Origin of the sequence: Bradyrhizobium sp. USDA 241, assembly GCF_049739505.1 — a bacterium.
Lineage (GTDB): Bacteria > Pseudomonadota > Alphaproteobacteria > Rhizobiales > Xanthobacteraceae > Bradyrhizobium > Bradyrhizobium liaoningense.
Genome location: NZ_JBMGPZ010000002.1, coordinates 765,087 through 780,650, shown reverse-complemented (window position 1 = coordinate 780,650; position 15,564 = coordinate 765,087). Strand labels below are relative to the sequence as shown.

Sequence of the window (15,564 nt, the reverse complement as noted above, 5' to 3'; positions counted from 1 at the left end):
CATTTGGTTTGGCCGCGTGCCCGGCAAGTCACACGCTCACTTCGAAAGCGACGCCACCGCCTCGATCTCGATCAGCATCTTCGGATCGGGCAGGGCCTGCACCACGCAGGTCGTGCGCGCAGGATAGGGCGGCGGGCCGAAGGCGCCGGCATAGAGCGCGTTCATGGCGGCGACGTCGGCGGCGCGGGTCAGGAGCACGTTGACCTTGACGAGGTCGCGCATGCTGGCGCCGGCCTCGCCCAGCACGCGCTTGATGTTGACCACGACGTTGGCGAACTGGGCCTCGAAGCCGTCGGGCAGCGCGCCATTGGCATCGAAGCCGGGAATGCCCGAGACGAACAGGAGATCGCCGACGCGCGTCGCAAAGGACAGCGGCGGCGCCTTGACGTGCGGCGGGGGCGCGAAATGCTGGATCGGCATGGGGTCACCTCGGGAGGGTCGCTGAGGCATCAGCGTAGCGGCAGGCGCGGCGCGGTCAAAACAAAAAGTGCGAAAACAACCCCATGCACAGTAGACGCCGCACGGAAATCATTGATGTTTTCCAGAATTCGCGAAAGGCGAAACCCCCGCTTGCTCCGTCGGGCAAAACAGGGGCATTATGGCATCCTGGAAGTTGGTGTGCTGTAGCCCCAAACTCCGTCGTCATGCCCCGGCTCGACCGGGGCATCCAGTACGCCGCGGCCCCGCGGTTCAATCATGATCGCCTCTGGGATACTGGATCGCCCGGTCAAGCCGGGCGATGACAGTTGAATGCGCTGCTACGTCTCGCGTATCAGGCCCGCGCCCCATCATGTTGCCGCCGCGATCGATCGGATACATTCGCCGCGTCTGATTCGATTCCTCTCTTGAAGAATAGCCCCCGGAGACACCCATGAAGCTCGCATCCACCTTCCGCGCCGCGCTGGTCGCCATTGTCGCCCTGGCCGGCCTCTCGACCGCCGCGCGGGCCGACAGCGGCTTCGTGACGCTGACGATCTACAAGGCGGGCTGGATCATCGGCGGCTCCGGCGGCTCGGGCGTGCTGAACTTCCGCGGCCGCTCCTATGCGCTCTCCACCGGCGGCCTCGACTACGGCCTCGTGTTCGGCGGCTCCAAGACCGTGCTGCGCGGGCGCGTTTCCAACATCAACCGCCCCTCGGACGTCGCCGGCGTCTACGGCGCCGCCGGTGCCGGCCTTGCGGTCGGCCGCGGCGCCCGCGCCATCGTGCTGACCAACCAGAAGGGCGCAGTGCTGGAGCTGACGGGTCACCAGGTCGGGTTGATGGCGAACGCGGATCTCAGCGGGCTTGCGATCACGATGCGGTAGAAGACGGTGCCGTAGGGTGGGCAAAGGCGCGAGAAGCGCCGTGCCCACCATCTCTCGGCGGTCGCCGGCGGCCATCCTTCGAGACGGCTGCTTCGCAGCCTCCTCTGGATGAGGTCTTTGGTCGCGGTGACGGCGCTTGTGGGCACGCTTTCGCTTTGCCTGCCCTACGAGACTGCGGACTTCGCGCTCACCATCTCATGAATCCGCTCGCAATGCGCGACGAGATTTTCGTGCGTATCGACGAAGGCCTTCAGCGGCGTCGGGATCGGAAAATAGTAGATGTTGGCGATGAAGCCGTAGATGCCGGCATCGACGCTGGTCGGCGCCGCGCCGTGGACGAAGCCCGCGGCCGGCACGATCTGCGCCAGCACCTGCAGATCGGCAAGCCCCCGCGCGTAGGCCTGCTCGGGCGTGTAGCGGCCGATGCCCTGGTAGTGATAGCGCTGCGCGTTGTACGCCTTCGCCTTCTCGAAGCCATCAGCGTTGATCTGCGGATGCTGCGCGATGAAGGCATCGCGGAACGCGGGATAGAAGCGCTCGTCCTTCCAGCGCGAATACGACATCACCCAGTAGAGATCGTCCAGCATGCGCGTGACCAGGTGATCGGTGCGGCGCTGCGCCGGCGACAGCGCGGCATCGATGCCGAGCCGATATTTCGCGATCACGTGCGCGATGATCGTCTCGCTGTCGCCGATGGTCTCGCCGTCGTCGACGACGTAAGGCAGCTGGCCGCGCGGCGCGGCGGAGGCATCGAAGACATGCTCCTGCACGAACGGCACGCCCGCGAGCTTCAGGAAGGCGTAGACTTTGAGGCCGTAGCCGTTGTTGTCGGCGACGCCGAACAGTTCGGGATAGGAGTAGAGGGTCAGCATGGGACACTCCTGGCGGCCGAGCCAGCATGCAGGGGCACCGCGCAGGACGCAATACCAGGTGAATGCATCTGACGTCGTGGGATGGCCGTAGCGGACTGCCTGGTTGCGCAATAGAATAACCTCAATCCGCTCTCCGGGAGGTCAAGATGGCCATCAACAAGGACAAGATCGACGACGCGGCGCTGGCCTTGCTCTATCTGACCCTGCACGACGGCTATCGGGCCTGGAAGGGTTTTGATTGGGACGTGCTCGGTCGCCTCCACGACAAGGGAATGATTGACAATCCCGTCGACAAGGTGAAGTCGGTCGTGTTCACGGAAGCGGGACTCGCGCGCGCGAAGATGCTGTTCAAGGAATTGTTCGAGGAATGATGCCCTAGGGTCTGTACCTAAATAGCGCCACGTGATTCTCTTGCCTACGTGTTGATTCGGGGGCGAGAGAATGCGCGCTGGTTTGTTTTGGCTGAACGACAGGCAATGGGCGCGTATCGAACCGCATCTGCCGAGGGGACTGACGGGGCCGGATCGGGACGACGACCGACGCATCGTCAGCGGCATCATTCACATGCTGCAATCGGGTGCACGATGGCGTGATTGTCCACGTGAATACGGCCCTTACACGACGATCTACAATCGCTTCAATCGCTGGGCCAAGCGAGGACGATGGTGCGCAATCTTCGAAGCGCTGGCCAAGCCTGGCGAAGACGGCGTCGTACTGTCGCTCGACTCGACCTCGATTAAAGCTCACCGGTGTGCCTCCGGCGGAAAAGGGGGGAGCACAATCAAGCAATCGGCCGCTCGCGCGGAGGCCGCACGACAAAAATCCATGCGCTGAGCGATCCGCTCTGCCGGCCGGTCGTCCTGCATCTGACTCCAGGCCAGGATGCCGATATCGCTGCGGCTCCCGATGTCCTGGCGCTCGCGCCACCCATGAGCGTGCTCCTCGCCGACAAAGGGTATGATGGCGACAAGCTTCGCGGCGAAATCATTCGTCGTGGCGCCAAGCCCGTAATCCCCAATAAATCTAACCGTGTCGTCATCCATCGCTTCAACAAACGCGCCTACAAAGGACGAAATGTCATCGAACGCTGCTTTTGCAGGCTCAAGGACTTCCGGCGCATCGCCACGCGATATGACAAGCTCGCCCGTAATTTTTTGGCCGCTGTTCATCTCGCCGCTCTCGTCGCATATTGGCTCAATTGAGTCTGGACCCTAGCTGTAGGGTGGGTTAGCCGCTCACGAATGCGGTCGTGCATCACGCAACGACGCAAGGCGTAACCCACCACTCCCCGCCCGCGACGATAGAAGCGGTGGGTTACGCCGCGCGGATTGCGCTTCGCGCCGCCGCGCGGCTAACCCACCCTACGAACACGATCCGGCCTTGAGCACCGCCAGCTGCGCATCGAACGCGCGCCTGAACGCCGGCCGCGCCTCGCCGCGGGCGACATAGGCGGCGATGTCAGGGTATTCGTCGAGCAGGCCTGACGTGTTCAAGCGCCGCAGTACCGTCACCATCATGAGATCGCCGGCGCTGAAGGCGCCGTCGAGCCAATCGGCTTTGCCGAGGCGGCGGGACAATTCGCCGAGCCCGATGCGCACGCGCTCCTGCAAGCTGGGCAGGCGCTCGGCGTACCAGCTCCTGTCGCGTTCGAACAGCATCGCCATGCCGAGCTCGACGATCGGCGGCTCCACCGTGCTCAACGCAGCGAACATCCACGCGATGGCGCGGCTCCTGGCGTTCGCCTCGGGCGGCAGCAGCCCGCCATGGTGCTCGGCGATGTGAAGCACGATCGCGCCGGACTCGAACAGCGCGAGATCGCCATCCTCATAGGTCGGGATCTGCCCGAACGGATGCAGCGCAAGATGCGCGGGCTGTTTCATTGCGGAGAACGAGACGAGGCGAACGTCGTAGGGCTGGCCGACCTCCTCCAGCGCCCAGCGCACCCGCATGTCGCGCGCGTGGCCCTTGCCGCGGTCGGGCGAGGATTCGAAGGCGGTGATGGTGGGAGGCATCTGGGGGGCTCCATGTGGTCGCGCCTGGTCCAGAGGACGAATGGGCTGCGCGGATTCCGACAACGTTCCTTTTTTATACGCGTGCCGCCAAACCAACGGTGTCGTCCCGGCGAACGCCGGGACCCATACCGCGAGATCTATCTGTTGCGGTTGGTGGCAGTACCGAAACGCCGAGTCTCCGCCAAACTACTCCCTGGGGTTATGGGTCCCCGCGTTCGCGGGGACGACAGCGGAATGTGACGCGCTATTGTTCGCGAACCTACGCGGCGATCCACGCCGCAAGCTCGCGCCACGGCTCCAGCGTCCAATGCCCGGACGCCGCACCTGACGGCGAGGGCAGCACGAACGTCTCCGGCAGGCTTGCATCGCGCTCCTGTCGCCCCAGCGCAATCGCGCTCGACGGCCTGCCGTAAAACAGGCTCGCCGCCTTCTTGCTTGTGAACGCAATCGTCCGCGGCCGGTACTTGTCCATCTTCGCCCTGAACCCCGGCACGTCGATCGCCTCCGCCGCGATCTGGTGATCCATCCCGGCGCCCGTCTTGGAGAGATCGGTGAAGCCGATCCCGAGCGCGATCAGCTCTGCGAACTCGCCCGGCTGATAGCGCCGCGGCGTGATCCCGGCCTCATGGATCGCTCGCCAGAAGCGGTTGCCGGGATGGGCATAGTAGTGCCCGAGCTCGGCCGAGCGCGTCGAGGCGGCGGTGCCGACGAAGACGAGGCGAAGGTTGGGGCGGAGCTGGTCGGGGAGGCGGTGAGGGGTGCTATCAAACAAGTTGCGGGTCCGTGGCGTGGAACTGGCAGTAAAAGCTGTCGTGCGTCTCGTTTGCTCTGCAAGTGTTCTACCTATCCTTCACGCTATTGCTGTAGATTCAGCAAGATGCGTGAGGCATGCCCGCCAGCCTCATCGGGGTAAAGGATGCAAGATCAATTCGATTGGCCCGAGCCAGAGCACGAAGCAGATAAGGTCATTCTTCGCAACGTCCGCGATTTTGGTTGTCACATCGTTGGCATCCCCGACGCCAATCCACCATTTGCATTTTCAATTGGCCTGTATCTGAACTATGGCCACCCCGAGCTCATCATGTTCGGCCAGAGTTCCGAAAATGCGTCGGCCATCATCAATCTCATTCGCGATCGCGTGTCGTCTGGTCAGAAATTCACCGACGGCGACATTTCTGACGACATGCTGGAGAACGACTACAAGCTCGGCTTCTGGCAGGTGCCTTTCGCGGCCTATCCCGAGTACCTCGGCACGGCGATCTGGTTTTACTGGAAATCCCGGCTCGCATTCCCCTGTCTCCAGGTCATCTGGCAGGACGTCGATCGGCGTTTCCCCTGGGAAGCGGAGTGCTCGTCCGCTGTCAAAGGGCAGCAGCCATTGTTGAAGAACAAGGTTCTTTGAAGCGACGTCTCGCAAAAAAAGCCGGGCTGTCCGCCCGGCCTTTGGCTTTTAGATGGATGCCCGGGTCAAGCCCTGGCACGACGAACGGAGGGCCTCACAACACCCGATTGCTCTCCTTCACCTTCTCCGCGTCCAGATAAACGCTTGAGCCCATCTCCTTGAACTTCGCGCTCATCCTGGCCATGCCGTCCTCGGCGGTGCCGCTCATCGACATCCCCACGCTGTTCGGATCGTTCAGCGTCGCCGCATAGTCCCGCACGTCCTGCGTGATCTTCATCGAGCAGAATTTCGGGCCGCACATCGAGCAGAAATGCGCGACCTTGTGGGCTTCCTTCGGCAGGGTCTCGTCGTGGAAGCTCTTCGCGGTATCAGGATCGAGGCCGAGGTTGAACTGGTCGGTCCAGCGGAATTCGAACCGCGCGCGGGAGAGGGCGTCGTCGCGCAGTTGCGCGGCGGGGTGGCCCTTGGCGAGGTCGGCGGCGTGGGCGGCGATCTTGTAGGTGATGACGCCAGTCTTGACGTCGTTGCGGTCGGGCAGGCCGAGATGCTCCTTTGGCGTGACGTAGCAGAGCATGGCGCAGCCGAACCAGCCGATCATGGCAGCGCCGATGCCTGACGTGATGTGGTCATAGCCCGGCGCGATGTCGGTGGTCAGCGGTCCCAGCGTGTAGAACGGCGCCTCGCCGCACTCCTTCAGCTGCTTGTCCATGTTGATCTTGATCTTGTGCATCGGCACGTGGCCGGGGCCTTCGATCATGACCTGGCAGCCCTTGTCCCACGCGATCTTGGTCAGCTCACCGAGCGTCTCCAGCTCCGCGAACTGTGCGCGGTCGTTGGCATCCGCGATCGAGCCGGGACGCAGGCCGTCGCCGAGCGAGAACGAGACGTCATACTTGCGCATGAGGTCGCAGATCTCGTCGAAATGCGTGTAGAGGAAGCTCTCCTTATGATGCGCCAGGCACCACTTCGCCATGATCGAGCCGCCTCTGGAGACGATGCCGGTGACGCGGCTGGCGGTGAGGTGGATGTATTGCAGGCGCACGCCGGCGTGGATGGTGAAATAGTCGACGCCCTGCTCGCACTGCTCGATCAGGGTGTCCTTGTAGAGCTCCCAGGTCAGCTGCACCGGATCGCCGTTGCACTTCTCCAGCGCCTGGTAGATCGGCACGGTGCCGATCGGCACCGGGGAGTTGCGCAGGATCCATTCGCGCGTGGTGTGGATGTTGCGGCCGGTGGAGAGGTCCATCACGGTGTCGGCGCCCCAGCGGATCGCCCACACCATCTTCTCGACCTCTTCCTCGACCGAGGAGGTCACCGCCGAGTTGCCGATATTGGCGTTGATCTTGGTCAGGAAGTTGCGGCCGATGATCATCGGCTCGAGCTCGCTGTGGTTGATGTTGGAGGGGATGATGGCGCGGCCGCGCGCGATCTCGTCGCGGACGAACTCCGGAGTGATGAAGGCGGGCACGGAGGCGCCGAAGCTCTCGCCGTCGGCGAGAGCTGCTTCCGCACGTTCTAGCTGCTGCTTGCGGCCAAGGTTCTCGCGCGCGGCGACGTAGATCATCTCCTTGGTGATGATGCCGGCGCGAGCGAATTCGAGCTGGGTGATCTTGTGGCCGTCGAGGCCGCGCAGCGGCTTGTGATAGGCCGAGAAGGCGCGCGCGGCCTTGTCGGCGGAGACGCTGCCATTGTCCTCCGGCTTGATCTGCTGGCCCTCATATTCCTCGACGCCGCCGCGCTCCAGCACCCATTGCTTGCGGTTGCGGGGCAGGCCGGCGTTGACGTCGATGGTGACGGACGGGTCGGTGTAGGGGCCCGAGGTGTCGTAGACCGGCAGGTTGGGCTCGCCCGCGCCCTCGGAGAGGATGATCTCGCGCAGGGGCACGCGCAGGTCGGGCGCGGCGTCCGGCGTCGCGAAGATCTTGCGCGAGGAGGGAAGGGGGCCGGTGGTGACGGCGGGCACGGTCTTGTCGGGGTTGGAGCGGATGTTCATGGGGATCCTCCTTAACTCAGTTCGTTGCCCTAGCCGAACCGCCTCTGGAATACTGGATCCCCGCCTTCGCGGGGCCGAGAAGGCGCGGCGTACTGGATCGCCCGGTCAAGCCGGGCGATGACAGCGTGGGTGAGGTGAGAGCGAGGCGCATCACTCTGCCTCCTTCGACAGGCCGAGCCATTGCTGCACGCGGGCATCGGGATCGGGGTTCTGGGTGACGTCCGAGACAACGGCAATCGAATCCGCGCCGGCCGCAAAGATCTCCGCGGCGTGCTCGAACTTGATGCCGCCGATGGCGACCAGCGGGATGTTGCCGATGCGCTTCTTCCATTCCGTGATTTTGGGAATGCCCTGCGGTTCGAAGCGCATCGACTTCAGCGTGGTGAAGAAGATCGGGCCGAGCGCGACGTAGTCGGGCTGGGCTTCGAGCGCGGTGGCAAGCTCGGTATCGTCGTGAGTGGAGATGCCGAGCTTGAGGCCGGCCTCGCGGATCGCCTTGAGGTCGGCCTCAGTGAGATCCTCCTGGCCGAGATGCAGATATTCCGCGCCGGCGACGACCGCCGCGCGCCAATAGTCGTTCACGACCAGCTTGGCCTGCGTGCCCCTGGTGATCGCCAGCGCGTCGCTGACGATCTGCAGCGCCTGGGAGTCGTCGAGCTCCTTGGCACGCAGCTGGATGGTGCCGACGCCGAGTTTCGTCAGGCGCTCGACCCATTGAAGGCTGTCGACGACGGGATAGAAACGATCAGGATACGGCATGCCAGAACGGGGTCCCAACGACAGGGGTTGAAGGAGAGGCGAAGTCGCGGGCGTTCATCAGCCCGGCTTCATAAGCGGTGCGGCCGGCATCGCAGCCGAGGCGGAAGGCGTTGGCCATCGCGACGGGATCGGCGGCTTTGGCGATGGCGGTGTTGAGCAGCACGGCGTCATAGCCGAGCTCCAGCGCCTGCGCCGCGTGGCTGGGCGCGCCCAGGCCGGCGTCGACCACCAGCGTGATGTCGGGCAGGCGCTCGCGCAGCAGCTTCAGCGCATCGCGGTTGGTGATGCCCTTCGCGCTGCCGATCGGCGCGGCCCACGGCATCACGACCCTGCAGCCGGCATCGACCAGCCGGTTGGCGACCGAGAGATCCTCGGTGCAATAGGGGAACACCTCGAAACCGTCCTTGATCAGGATGCTTGCGGCTTCGACCAGGCCGACGACGTCGGGCTGCAGCGTGTCGTTGTCGGCGATGACCTCGAGCTTGATCCAGTTCGTGCCGAACAATTCGCGCGCGAGCTTGGCGGTCGTCACCGCCTCGCGCACGGTGCGGCATCCCGCGGTGTTCGGCAGCACCGACACGTCGAGCTCGCGGATCAGCTTCCAGAACGCGTCGCCGGTCTTGCCGCCGGCGGATTCGCGCCGCAGCGACACCGTGACGATGTTGGCGCCGGACGCGCGGATCGCGTCCTGCATGATCGCGGGCGAGGGGTAGAGCGCGCTGCCGATCAGGAGGCGCGAGGCGAAGGTCTTGCCGTAGAAGGTCACCATGGCTCAGGTGTCTCCTTGAAGGACGGTGTCAGCCCCGATGTCGCTGTCATCCCCGCGAAAGCGGGGATCCAGTACTCCGCGGCAGCGCGGCTGGAAACGTGAAGCCGCGGCGTACTGGATCGCCCGGTCAAGCCGGGCGATGACAGCGGAGTGTGCGACCGGCGTCGGGGCAACGAACGAAGAGTCATCCCATCACCCTCCCTGCCGCGGCGTGATGATCTCGATCTCGTCGCCGGCCTTCAGTGCGGTCTCGGCCCAGCGGCTTTTCGGCACGACGTCGTAGTTGAGCGCGATGGCGAAATGGGTGCCCTCGTAGTCGAGCTCGGTGAGCAGCGCATCGACGCTGGCGGAAGTCACCTCGCGCTGCTCGCCGTTGACGATCACAAGCACTGCATCACCTCGTTGTCGATCTGGCCGCGCTGGACATAGGCCAGCGTCAGCTCGGCGAGCGCTGGCGCGATCAGGAAGCCGTGGCGGTAGAGCCCGTTGACGCTGATCTTGCCGTCGCGAATGCCGATGCGCGGCAGGTTGTCGGGATAAGCGGGCCGCAGGCCCGAGCCGAATTCGAGGATGCGGGCCTCGCCGAAGGCCGGATGCACGGTATAGGCCGCACCCAAAAGCTCCAGCGCCGAGCGCACGCTGACGCCGGTGTCTTCCGCTTCGATCGAGGTCGCGCCCAGCATGAACAGGCCATCCTCGCGCGGGATCACGTAGAGCGGCCAGCGCGGATGGATCAGCCGCACCGGACGTGCCAGCTGCACCTCACTGGTCTCGATCAGGATCATCTCGCCCTTGACGCCGCGAAGCTCCGGCTGCTCGTCGCGGGCACTGATGCCGCGGCAGTCGATCACGATGCCTTTAGGGTTCAGGTTTGCGAGATCTTTCGCGGTGGCGCCGCTGCAAAACCTGATGGTGCCGCCGGCGGCGCGGATGCGCTCGTGTAGCTTCGGCAGCACGCGGCGCGGCTCGACATGGCCCTCGGCCGGGAAGAACAGCGCGTCGCGGAAGCGGCCCTCCAGCGAAGGCTCCAGCGCGGCGAGCCCTGCGGCGTCGAGCCGCTGATGGCCCTCGGTCATGCGCGCAAAGCGCTCGAAATCGTTGCGCTCGCGCGGATGGGCGACGACGAGCGAGCCGTTGAAAGGCGTATCGGGCAGCTCGCGCCGCCAGATGTCGAGCGAGCGCAGCCCCAGGCGGCTGATGATGGGCTCTGCGACCTCGGCCTCGCAATAGGGCGCGAGCATGCCCCCGGCCCAATGGCTGGTGGCGTCCGTCATCGCCTCGTCACCGCGCTCGTGCAAGGTGACGGCGTGACCGGCCTGTGCGAACAGCAAGGCCTGCCAGGCTCCCGCAATGCCTGCGCCGATGATGGATCCCGGGGAATCCGGTCGCTTGGTGGTCTGCAACATCCCTGTCCCTTCGCCGGCATGACCCGGATCAGGTTCAAAGGGTCACCGCGGTCCTGGGCGGTATTGCCCATTTAGCGGTATCTCAGCTCCTCCCTCGGAGCACCCCTCGGAACGGGTCTAATGTATGCCAGTGACGGGCAGTGTCAACGCGTGTTGGCCCGGAACCTCACCGTTCGTGCCCCGGACGCAGCGCATTACGAAGTGGCGCGCTGCTGAGCCGGGGCCCATGCTGATGCCGGGATGCAGGGTCCCGGCTCTGCGCAGCAGCGTTGCACGCTGCGGCGCGCCCGGGACACGAGAGCCTACTTCGAGGCCTGCGCCCGCGCGTTGCGGAAGCCTTGTGCGAGCTTGCGGCGCGGCTCGGTTCCGAACATCGGCTGCGGATTGCCGTTCGGCTCCAGCCAGCTCTCGTTGCTGGCCTGCTGCACGATCGTCTGTTGCTGCTCCTGGCGCTGGCGCTTTGCAGCGTAGTAATAGCCGCCCGCGAAATAACGCACGGCTCGGGCATGATCGCCATTGGCGGCCCGATAGGCGCCGGCGAGATATTTGACCGCATAAGTGAGATTGGTGTTGGGATCGCGCAGGCCGGCGGCATCGCCGGTGTAGCCGACCCCGCGGGCGGTCGCGAGCTTGATCTGCATCAGCCCGATGGTGCCGCCACGGCCGACGAGGTGCGGCTGGTAGCGGCTCTCGCGCATGATCACGCGGTGCACCAGCGCCTCCGGCACGCCGTTGGCGCGGGCATGGGCCGCGACCATCTCGGCATATTCGGCTTCGCCGGCGAATGCAGCTTGCGGCAAAATCAATCCGGCCGCGAGCAGCGCGGCAACGCGTAAAATTTTCATCATTTATCCCCGACTTGCCTGCGCCCGGCTGCTCTATTGTTTGAGCATGATCTGCTCGGAAAACCGCGGTGCACTTTTCCGGATCATGCTGTTAGGCAACCCGAACGCGGCGATGATGTGACCAAACGACGCCGTTAACGTTTTTGCGGTGCCGTGCCGCCGTTACGACTCAAAGCTGGCGTAATCGGGAAAGCTGGCGTAATCGGGCTTCCGGGGCGGATGACCCCCGCGCGACAGCACGCCTGTCTATTCGTGCCGGCTCGCGAAAGCGAGCCCGCAAGCGCTGCAAATCGGGAGAGGTGCCATGACAAAAGCCAGCCTGGTCAGTGCACACACCGGTGACATCCCCAGACACAACCCTTGTGCCCAGTGCGGCACGCCGATCGCGCAGCCCGACTGGATCGAGCCGGGCGAGGGACGCGTCTCCTACCTCTGGACCTGCCGCGCCTGCAATTATCGGTTCGAGGCGGTGGCCATCTTCCCGCATGAGGCTGTCGAGCACCCGCCGCTCGCGGCGTGAGGTGTCGTCTCAAGAGGGCATGATCTCCACGCAAACGCGTTCCGCGTTTGTCGCGAGGGAAAACCGCTGCACACTTTGCGCTAACGCGGCCCTCCGGATCCAGATCATGCCCTAAGCCGCGAGCCGCGGCTCCTGCCAGATCGGCAATCGCATCCGCACGATCAGGCCATGTGGCTCGCGGTCGTGCAGCGACAGCTCGCCGCCATGGGTGATCGCGATCGCGCGCGCGATCGAGAGGCCGAGCCCGAAGCCGGTGGACTCGTCCATGGTGCGCGCGTCGTCGCCGCGCACGAACGGCTCCAGCATCTCCTGCTTGCGCGCATCCGAAATGCCGGGGCCGTCGTCCTCGACGTCGATGACGAGTGTCGTGCCCGAGACCACGAGGCGGACCGTCACCTCGGCGCCGAAGCGCACCGCGTTCTCGACGAGGTTGGTGACGCCGCGATGCAGATCGTCGGGTCGCGCGGCGGCGGTCGCGGACGCCGGCCCGTCGTATCGCACGACATGACCCATGTCGCCGAACTGGTCGGCGATGAGCTGGAGCGTGCTGGCGATGTCGACCAGCGTCAAGGCCTCGATCTTGCGATCGTTGCGCAGCAGCGACAGCACCGATTCCAGCATCGAGCGCATCTGGTCGAGATCGATCAGCATGCGCCTGCGGGTGCCCTCGTCCTCGATGAACTCGGCACGCAGGCGCAGCCGCGTGATCGGCGTGCGCAGATCGTGGCTGATCGCCGCCAGCATCCGCGTGCGATCCGCCATCAGCCGCGCGATCCGCTCCTGCATGCGGTTGAGCGCGCGCGCGACCTGGCGGATCTCTTCCGGGCCGCGCTCGGGCAGCGGCTCGGCGGTGCGGTCGAGACTGAAATTCTCGGCGGCCTTGGCGAAGGACGACAGCGGCCTCGTCAGCGTACGCGCCGCCCACAGGCCAAGCACGGTGACACAGATGAAGGCGGTCATCAGCGCCGTAAGCCAGGGCGCGCCCCAGAACATCGGCCCCGGGCCGCCATCGGCACGAGCTGCGATCACCGTGCCGTCGGGCAATTCGATGCCGACGCGGCGCGCGTTCCCGTCCGGGGTGAGCTGCACTGCCTTGAAGCCCGGGGGGAGGTGGCGGCGCATCCCGCGCAGATGCGGATTGTCGCTCGTCTCGACAGTCGCGGTGCCGGGCGCCAGCATTTCGATGCCGAGCCTGGGAAAGGCGCGCGCCAGATCGGTGACGAGGCGCGGCCGCTCGCCGGGCTCGGCCGCGCCGAGCAGCAGTGCAGCATCGGTCAGTTGATGGGCGCCGTCCGGCGGCATCTCCTGGCGGTCGGGCCGGCCGATCAGGAAAGCGGTGGTGACGACGAGATGGAGCGCGACAGTCGACGCCAGCACCAGCGCGGCGATCTGCCCGCCGATGCCGTTGAGGTGGAAGAACCCGGGCGGCTTCATCTTCGGCGCGCTCAGCCGCTCAGAGGCGCTGCGACCGCTTCCGTCCTCGGCGTGAACAGGTAGCCGCCGGAGCGCACCGTCTTGATGAGGGTGGGGTCGGCCGGATTGGGCTCGATCTTGCGGCGGATGCGGCTGACCAGCACGTCGATGGAGCGCTCGAACGAGCCGGCGTTGCGCCCCTGCGTGAGATCGAGCAGGCTGTCGCGCGACAGCACGCGGCCCGGCCGCTCGCAGAACGTCCTGAGCAGATCGAACTCGGCGCTGGTCACCGCAACGCGCGCGCCGTCGGGATTGCGCAATTCGCGCAGGCGCAGATCGATGCGCCAGCCTTCGAAGGCGAGCGTGCTCGCGCCGTCGACCGCGCTCGCCGCCTGCGCCACGGCCTGGCGGCGCAGCACCGCGTTGATGCGGGCGAGCAGCTCGCGCGGGTTGAACGGCTTCGGCAGATAGTCGTCCGCGCCCATCTCGAGGCCGACGATGCGATCGACGTCCTCGCCGCGCGCGGTCAGCATGATGATCGGCGTCTGCGATTCGGCGCGCACCTTGCGGCACAGGCTGAGGCCGTCTTCGCCGGGCAGCATGACGTCGAGAATGATGAGGTCGACGCGATGATCGGCCATCGCGCGCGACATCTCGCGGCCATCGCTCACGGCGGTGACGTTGCAGGCGTTGCTGCGCAGATATTTCGCAATCAACGCCCGGGTTTCGCGGTCGTCCTCGACGACCAGGATGTTGGGATTGGGGATGGCCATGCGATTTGTTTGACCAAGATTCGGGCCAAATGGCGGATATTTTTGTTTCAATTTGTTTCCGTTCGGCTGCCTGCAACGAACGGCAATAGATGGGTGGGGAGCGGCAAGACTGCGTTAAGGCCGTTAACCATACCGTGGCGTGGTCCGCGACGAAACCCCGCAACAACCACGGAGCCATCATGACCTCGATCTCGGCGGCCTCCGCCGGCAGCTATCAATCGCCGCTCCAGCGGCTTCAGCAGGAATTGCAATCGCAGGTCTCCGCCGGCGCGATCTCGTCGTCGGACCAGTCCGCACTCTCGACGGCGCTGACCGATATCGACACGGCGCTCCAGCAGAGCCGATCGAGCGACCAGTCGAGCGGCGCGCCTCCCTCCAGGGATGAGATGCAGTCGAAGATCGACGACCTCATCTCGAACGAAGTGTCGAACGGGACGCTGACCTCCGACCAGGCCGAGGAGCTGAAAAGCGTGTTTCAATCCGCCTTCGCGGGCGGCCCGGGTGGCGCAGGCGGCCCGCCGCCCGGTCCGCCGCCGGACGACGACTCTTCGGATTCGACGACGACGGACTCGACGAGCAGCAGTTCGACGGACCAGACCACGGCCGAGATCCTCCAGCAGTTCCTGCAGGCGCTGCAACAGTCGCAATCGTCGGCATCGTCCTACGGCGCCAACGGCAGCTCATCGAGCAGCTCGGATTTCTCCGCGCTCCTGATCGACTTCAAGAGCTGACCTGAGCGAAGTAAGGGTCGGCGCGGTCCTCGCCGCGGTCATGCGTCGCCCAGGGCGCATGATTGTCGGCGGGGAACCGTGCATCGCAAAATGTTCCTGAGTGACGCAGGAACAAAAGTCGTGCTTCCTCCGCTCGCGCATTGCGCGACGAAATTGCGGCGCGCAAGGAACTGCAAGTGATCAGCGCTGTTCTTCCCGCACGAGTTTTCTGTGAAGGAGAGGACAAACATGCTGACGAAATCGATCGCCGCCGGCCTTGCCGGCACCGCACTTCTTGCAACCGTCGCGTTCGCGCAATCGCCGACCGCCACCTCCGACAAGGCGCCGACCGCGGCCGCCACCACGATATCCACGACCGCGACGGGCCAGTGGCGTACGTCCAAGATGGACGGCCTGAAGGTCTACAACGAAGCCAACGAGAACATCGGCACGATCAATGATCTCCTGATGGACAAGAGCGGCGCCATCAAGATCGCCGTGATCGGCGTCGGCGGCTTCCTCGGCGTGGGCGAGCATCTGGTCGCCGTGCCCTATGAGAAGCTGAAGTTCGTCAACGAGGCCGTCGCCTATACCGGCACGAGCGCCAAGCCGGGCGCGACCACCACCACCACCACTGGCGCTGCGACCGGCACCGACAGGCCCGCTGCGACCACGACGTCGTCCACGTCGAAATGGTATCCGGACCACGCCGTGTTCAACGCCAGCAAGGACGAGCTGAAGAACATGCCCGAGTTCAAGTACGCGGATTGATGCGGCTCGCGTA

19 protein-coding genes and 1 riboswitch are annotated in these 15,564 nt (G+C 65.2%); of the genes, 7 read left to right on the top strand and 12 right to left on the bottom strand.

The window, feature by feature from the left end; translation table 11 throughout:
* Nucleotides 1–36: 36 nt before the first annotated feature.
* Nucleotides 37–420, bottom strand: coding sequence for a RidA family protein (locus ABIF91_RS04580; protein WP_028182196.1), 384 nt, complete (start codon nucleotides 418–420; stop codon nucleotides 37–39).
* A gap of 451 nt (nucleotides 421–871) precedes the next feature.
* Between ABIF91_RS04580 and ABIF91_RS04575 the strand changes: the two genes are divergently transcribed.
* A complete protein-coding gene (locus ABIF91_RS04575; protein ID WP_028182197.1) occupies nucleotides 872–1,306 on the top strand; it encodes a hypothetical protein in 435 nt (144 codons plus the stop codon).
* Nucleotides 1,307–1,470: 164 nt separating this feature from the next.
* Here ABIF91_RS04575 and ABIF91_RS04570 read toward each other — a convergent pair whose 3' ends face one another.
* Entirely contained in the window at nucleotides 1,471–2,178 is a 708-nt protein-coding gene (locus tag ABIF91_RS04570; protein WP_028182198.1) for a glutathione S-transferase family protein, read from the bottom strand.
* A gap of 146 nt (nucleotides 2,179–2,324) precedes the next feature.
* Between ABIF91_RS04570 and ABIF91_RS04565 the strand changes: the two genes are divergently transcribed.
* Entirely contained in the window at nucleotides 2,325–2,549 is a 225-nt protein-coding gene (locus ABIF91_RS04565; RefSeq protein WP_028182199.1) for a DUF6429 family protein, read from the top strand.
* Nucleotides 2,550–2,619: 70 nt separating this feature from the next.
* Nucleotides 2,620–3,380 (top strand): IS5 family transposase gene (locus ABIF91_RS04560; protein WP_110115998.1). Its coding sequence is split into 2 segments (ribosomal slippage): nucleotides 2,620–2,959 and nucleotides 2,959–3,380, totalling 762 coding nucleotides; the frame shifts between segments, so codons are not numbered across the junction.
* A 159-nt stretch (nucleotides 3,381–3,539) separates the two neighbouring features.
* Here ABIF91_RS04560 and ABIF91_RS04555 read toward each other — a convergent pair.
* Nucleotides 3,540–4,190: a glutathione S-transferase family protein gene (locus ABIF91_RS04555; RefSeq protein WP_035677416.1), complete on the bottom strand. Its 651-nt coding sequence runs from the start codon at nucleotides 4,188–4,190 to the stop codon at nucleotides 3,540–3,542.
* 259 nt (nucleotides 4,191–4,449) lie between these two features.
* On the bottom strand, nucleotides 4,450–4,962 hold the full coding sequence (locus ABIF91_RS04550; protein WP_028178056.1) for a mismatch-specific DNA-glycosylase: 513 nt from the start codon (nucleotides 4,960–4,962) through the stop codon (nucleotides 4,450–4,452).
* A 144-nt stretch (nucleotides 4,963–5,106) separates the two neighbouring features.
* Here ABIF91_RS04550 and ABIF91_RS04545 point away from each other — a divergent pair, with 144 nt between their 5' ends.
* On the top strand, nucleotides 5,107–5,592 hold the full coding sequence (locus ABIF91_RS04545) for a DUF4262 domain-containing protein (protein ID WP_028178057.1): 486 nt from the start codon (nucleotides 5,107–5,109) through the stop codon (nucleotides 5,590–5,592).
* A gap of 94 nt (nucleotides 5,593–5,686) precedes the next feature.
* On the opposite strand, the gene thiC is transcribed toward ABIF91_RS04545, so the two are convergent.
* The 6 genes from thiC to ABIF91_RS04515 form a co-directional block, all read right to left on the bottom strand.
* Complete coding sequence (gene thiC / locus ABIF91_RS04540; protein WP_424578774.1) at nucleotides 5,687–7,585, bottom strand: phosphomethylpyrimidine synthase ThiC; 1,899 nt, start codon at nucleotides 7,583–7,585, stop codon at nucleotides 5,687–5,689.
* Nucleotides 7,586–7,735: 150 nt separating this feature from the next.
* Nucleotides 7,736–8,344 (bottom strand): thiamine phosphate synthase, encoded by a 609-nt coding sequence (locus ABIF91_RS04535; protein WP_028178059.1) that lies wholly within the window; start codon nucleotides 8,342–8,344, stop codon nucleotides 7,736–7,738.
* Nucleotides 8,331–9,113 (bottom strand): thiazole synthase, encoded by a 783-nt coding sequence (locus ABIF91_RS04530; RefSeq protein WP_028178060.1) that lies wholly within the window; start codon nucleotides 9,111–9,113, stop codon nucleotides 8,331–8,333. Before ABIF91_RS04530 ends, ABIF91_RS04535 begins: the two co-directional genes overlap by 14 nt.
* 192 nt (nucleotides 9,114–9,305) lie before the next feature.
* Complete coding sequence (gene thiS / locus ABIF91_RS04525; RefSeq protein ID WP_028178061.1) at nucleotides 9,306–9,503, bottom strand: sulfur carrier protein ThiS; 198 nt, start codon at nucleotides 9,501–9,503, stop codon at nucleotides 9,306–9,308.
* Entirely contained in the window at nucleotides 9,494–10,519 is a 1,026-nt protein-coding gene (locus tag ABIF91_RS04520) for an FAD-dependent oxidoreductase (protein ID WP_028178062.1), read from the bottom strand. The genes thiS and ABIF91_RS04520 overlap by 10 nt, the downstream gene beginning before the upstream one ends.
* Nucleotides 10,507–10,636, bottom strand: a riboswitch (TPP riboswitch). It overlaps the preceding gene by 13 nt.
* A 185-nt stretch (nucleotides 10,637–10,821) precedes the next feature.
* The gene (locus ABIF91_RS04515) at nucleotides 10,822–11,364 is read right to left on the bottom strand and encodes a lytic transglycosylase domain-containing protein (RefSeq protein ID WP_028178063.1); all 543 of its coding nucleotides are present in this window, start codon (nucleotides 11,362–11,364) and stop codon (nucleotides 10,822–10,824) included.
* A gap of 304 nt (nucleotides 11,365–11,668) precedes the next feature.
* Between ABIF91_RS04515 and ABIF91_RS04510 the strand changes: the two genes are divergently transcribed.
* Nucleotides 11,669–11,884, top strand: coding sequence for a hypothetical protein (locus ABIF91_RS04510; protein ID WP_028178064.1), 216 nt, complete (start codon nucleotides 11,669–11,671; stop codon nucleotides 11,882–11,884).
* A 111-nt stretch (nucleotides 11,885–11,995) separates the two neighbouring features.
* Here ABIF91_RS04510 and ABIF91_RS04505 read toward each other — a convergent pair whose 3' ends face one another.
* Together ABIF91_RS04505 and ABIF91_RS04500 are read right to left on the bottom strand one after the other, a co-directional pair.
* Entirely contained in the window at nucleotides 11,996–13,318 is a 1,323-nt protein-coding gene (locus tag ABIF91_RS04505) for an ATP-binding protein (protein WP_035677421.1), read from the bottom strand.
* Nucleotides 13,319–13,329: 11 nt separating this feature from the next.
* The gene (locus tag ABIF91_RS04500; RefSeq protein ID WP_028178066.1) at nucleotides 13,330–14,070 is read right to left on the bottom strand and encodes a response regulator; all 741 of its coding nucleotides are present in this window, start codon (nucleotides 14,068–14,070) and stop codon (nucleotides 13,330–13,332) included.
* Nucleotides 14,071–14,249: 179 nt separating this feature from the next.
* Here ABIF91_RS04500 and ABIF91_RS04495 point away from each other — a divergent pair, with 179 nt between their 5' ends.
* Together ABIF91_RS04495 and ABIF91_RS04490 are read left to right on the top strand one after the other, a co-directional pair.
* Complete coding sequence (locus ABIF91_RS04495) at nucleotides 14,250–14,801, top strand: hypothetical protein (RefSeq protein WP_284281881.1); 552 nt, start codon at nucleotides 14,250–14,252, stop codon at nucleotides 14,799–14,801.
* A 228-nt stretch (nucleotides 14,802–15,029) separates the two neighbouring features.
* Nucleotides 15,030–15,551, top strand: a complete 522-nt coding sequence (locus tag ABIF91_RS04490) for a PRC-barrel domain-containing protein (protein ID WP_028178068.1) — start codon at nucleotides 15,030–15,032, stop codon at nucleotides 15,549–15,551.
* The last annotated feature ends 13 nt before the right edge of the window (nucleotides 15,552–15,564 follow it).

Excerpts from the sequence above, each read along its gene's own strand:
- ABIF91_RS04580 (WP_028182196.1), bottom strand. The coding sequence starts at position 420 with ATGCCGATCCAGCATTTCGCGCCCCCGCCGCACGTCAAGGCGCCGCCG.
- ABIF91_RS04575 (WP_028182197.1), top strand. The coding sequence starts at position 872 with ATGAAGCTCGCATCCACCTTCCGCGCCGCGCTGGTCGCCATTGTCGCC.
- ABIF91_RS04570 (WP_028182198.1), bottom strand. The coding sequence starts at position 2,178 with ATGCTGACCCTCTACTCCTATCCCGAACTGTTCGGCGTCGCCGACAAC.
- ABIF91_RS04565 (WP_028182199.1), top strand. The coding sequence starts at position 2,325 with ATGGCCATCAACAAGGACAAGATCGACGACGCGGCGCTGGCCTTGCTC.
- ABIF91_RS04555 (WP_035677416.1), bottom strand. The coding sequence starts at position 4,190 with ATGCCTCCCACCATCACCGCCTTCGAATCCTCGCCCGACCGCGGCAAG.
- ABIF91_RS04545 (WP_028178057.1), top strand. The coding sequence starts at position 5,107 with ATGCAAGATCAATTCGATTGGCCCGAGCCAGAGCACGAAGCAGATAAG.
- thiC (WP_424578774.1), bottom strand. The coding sequence starts at position 7,585 with ATGAACATCCGCTCCAACCCCGACAAGACCGTGCCCGCCGTCACCACC.
- ABIF91_RS04535 (WP_028178059.1), bottom strand. The coding sequence starts at position 8,344 with ATGCCGTATCCTGATCGTTTCTATCCCGTCGTCGACAGCCTTCAATGG.
- ABIF91_RS04530 (WP_028178060.1), bottom strand. The coding sequence starts at position 9,113 with ATGGTGACCTTCTACGGCAAGACCTTCGCCTCGCGCCTCCTGATCGGC.
- ABIF91_RS04520 (WP_028178062.1), bottom strand. The coding sequence starts at position 10,519 with ATGTTGCAGACCACCAAGCGACCGGATTCCCCGGGATCCATCATCGGC.
- ABIF91_RS04515 (WP_028178063.1), bottom strand. The coding sequence starts at position 11,364 with ATGAAAATTTTACGCGTTGCCGCGCTGCTCGCGGCCGGATTGATTTTG.
- ABIF91_RS04510 (WP_028178064.1), top strand. The coding sequence starts at position 11,669 with ATGACAAAAGCCAGCCTGGTCAGTGCACACACCGGTGACATCCCCAGA.
- ABIF91_RS04505 (WP_035677421.1), bottom strand. The coding sequence starts at position 13,318 with ATGAAGCCGCCCGGGTTCTTCCACCTCAACGGCATCGGCGGGCAGATC.
- ABIF91_RS04500 (WP_028178066.1), bottom strand. The coding sequence starts at position 14,070 with ATGGCCATCCCCAATCCCAACATCCTGGTCGTCGAGGACGACCGCGAA.
- ABIF91_RS04495 (WP_284281881.1), top strand. The coding sequence starts at position 14,250 with ATGACCTCGATCTCGGCGGCCTCCGCCGGCAGCTATCAATCGCCGCTC.
- ABIF91_RS04490 (WP_028178068.1), top strand. The coding sequence starts at position 15,030 with ATGCTGACGAAATCGATCGCCGCCGGCCTTGCCGGCACCGCACTTCTT.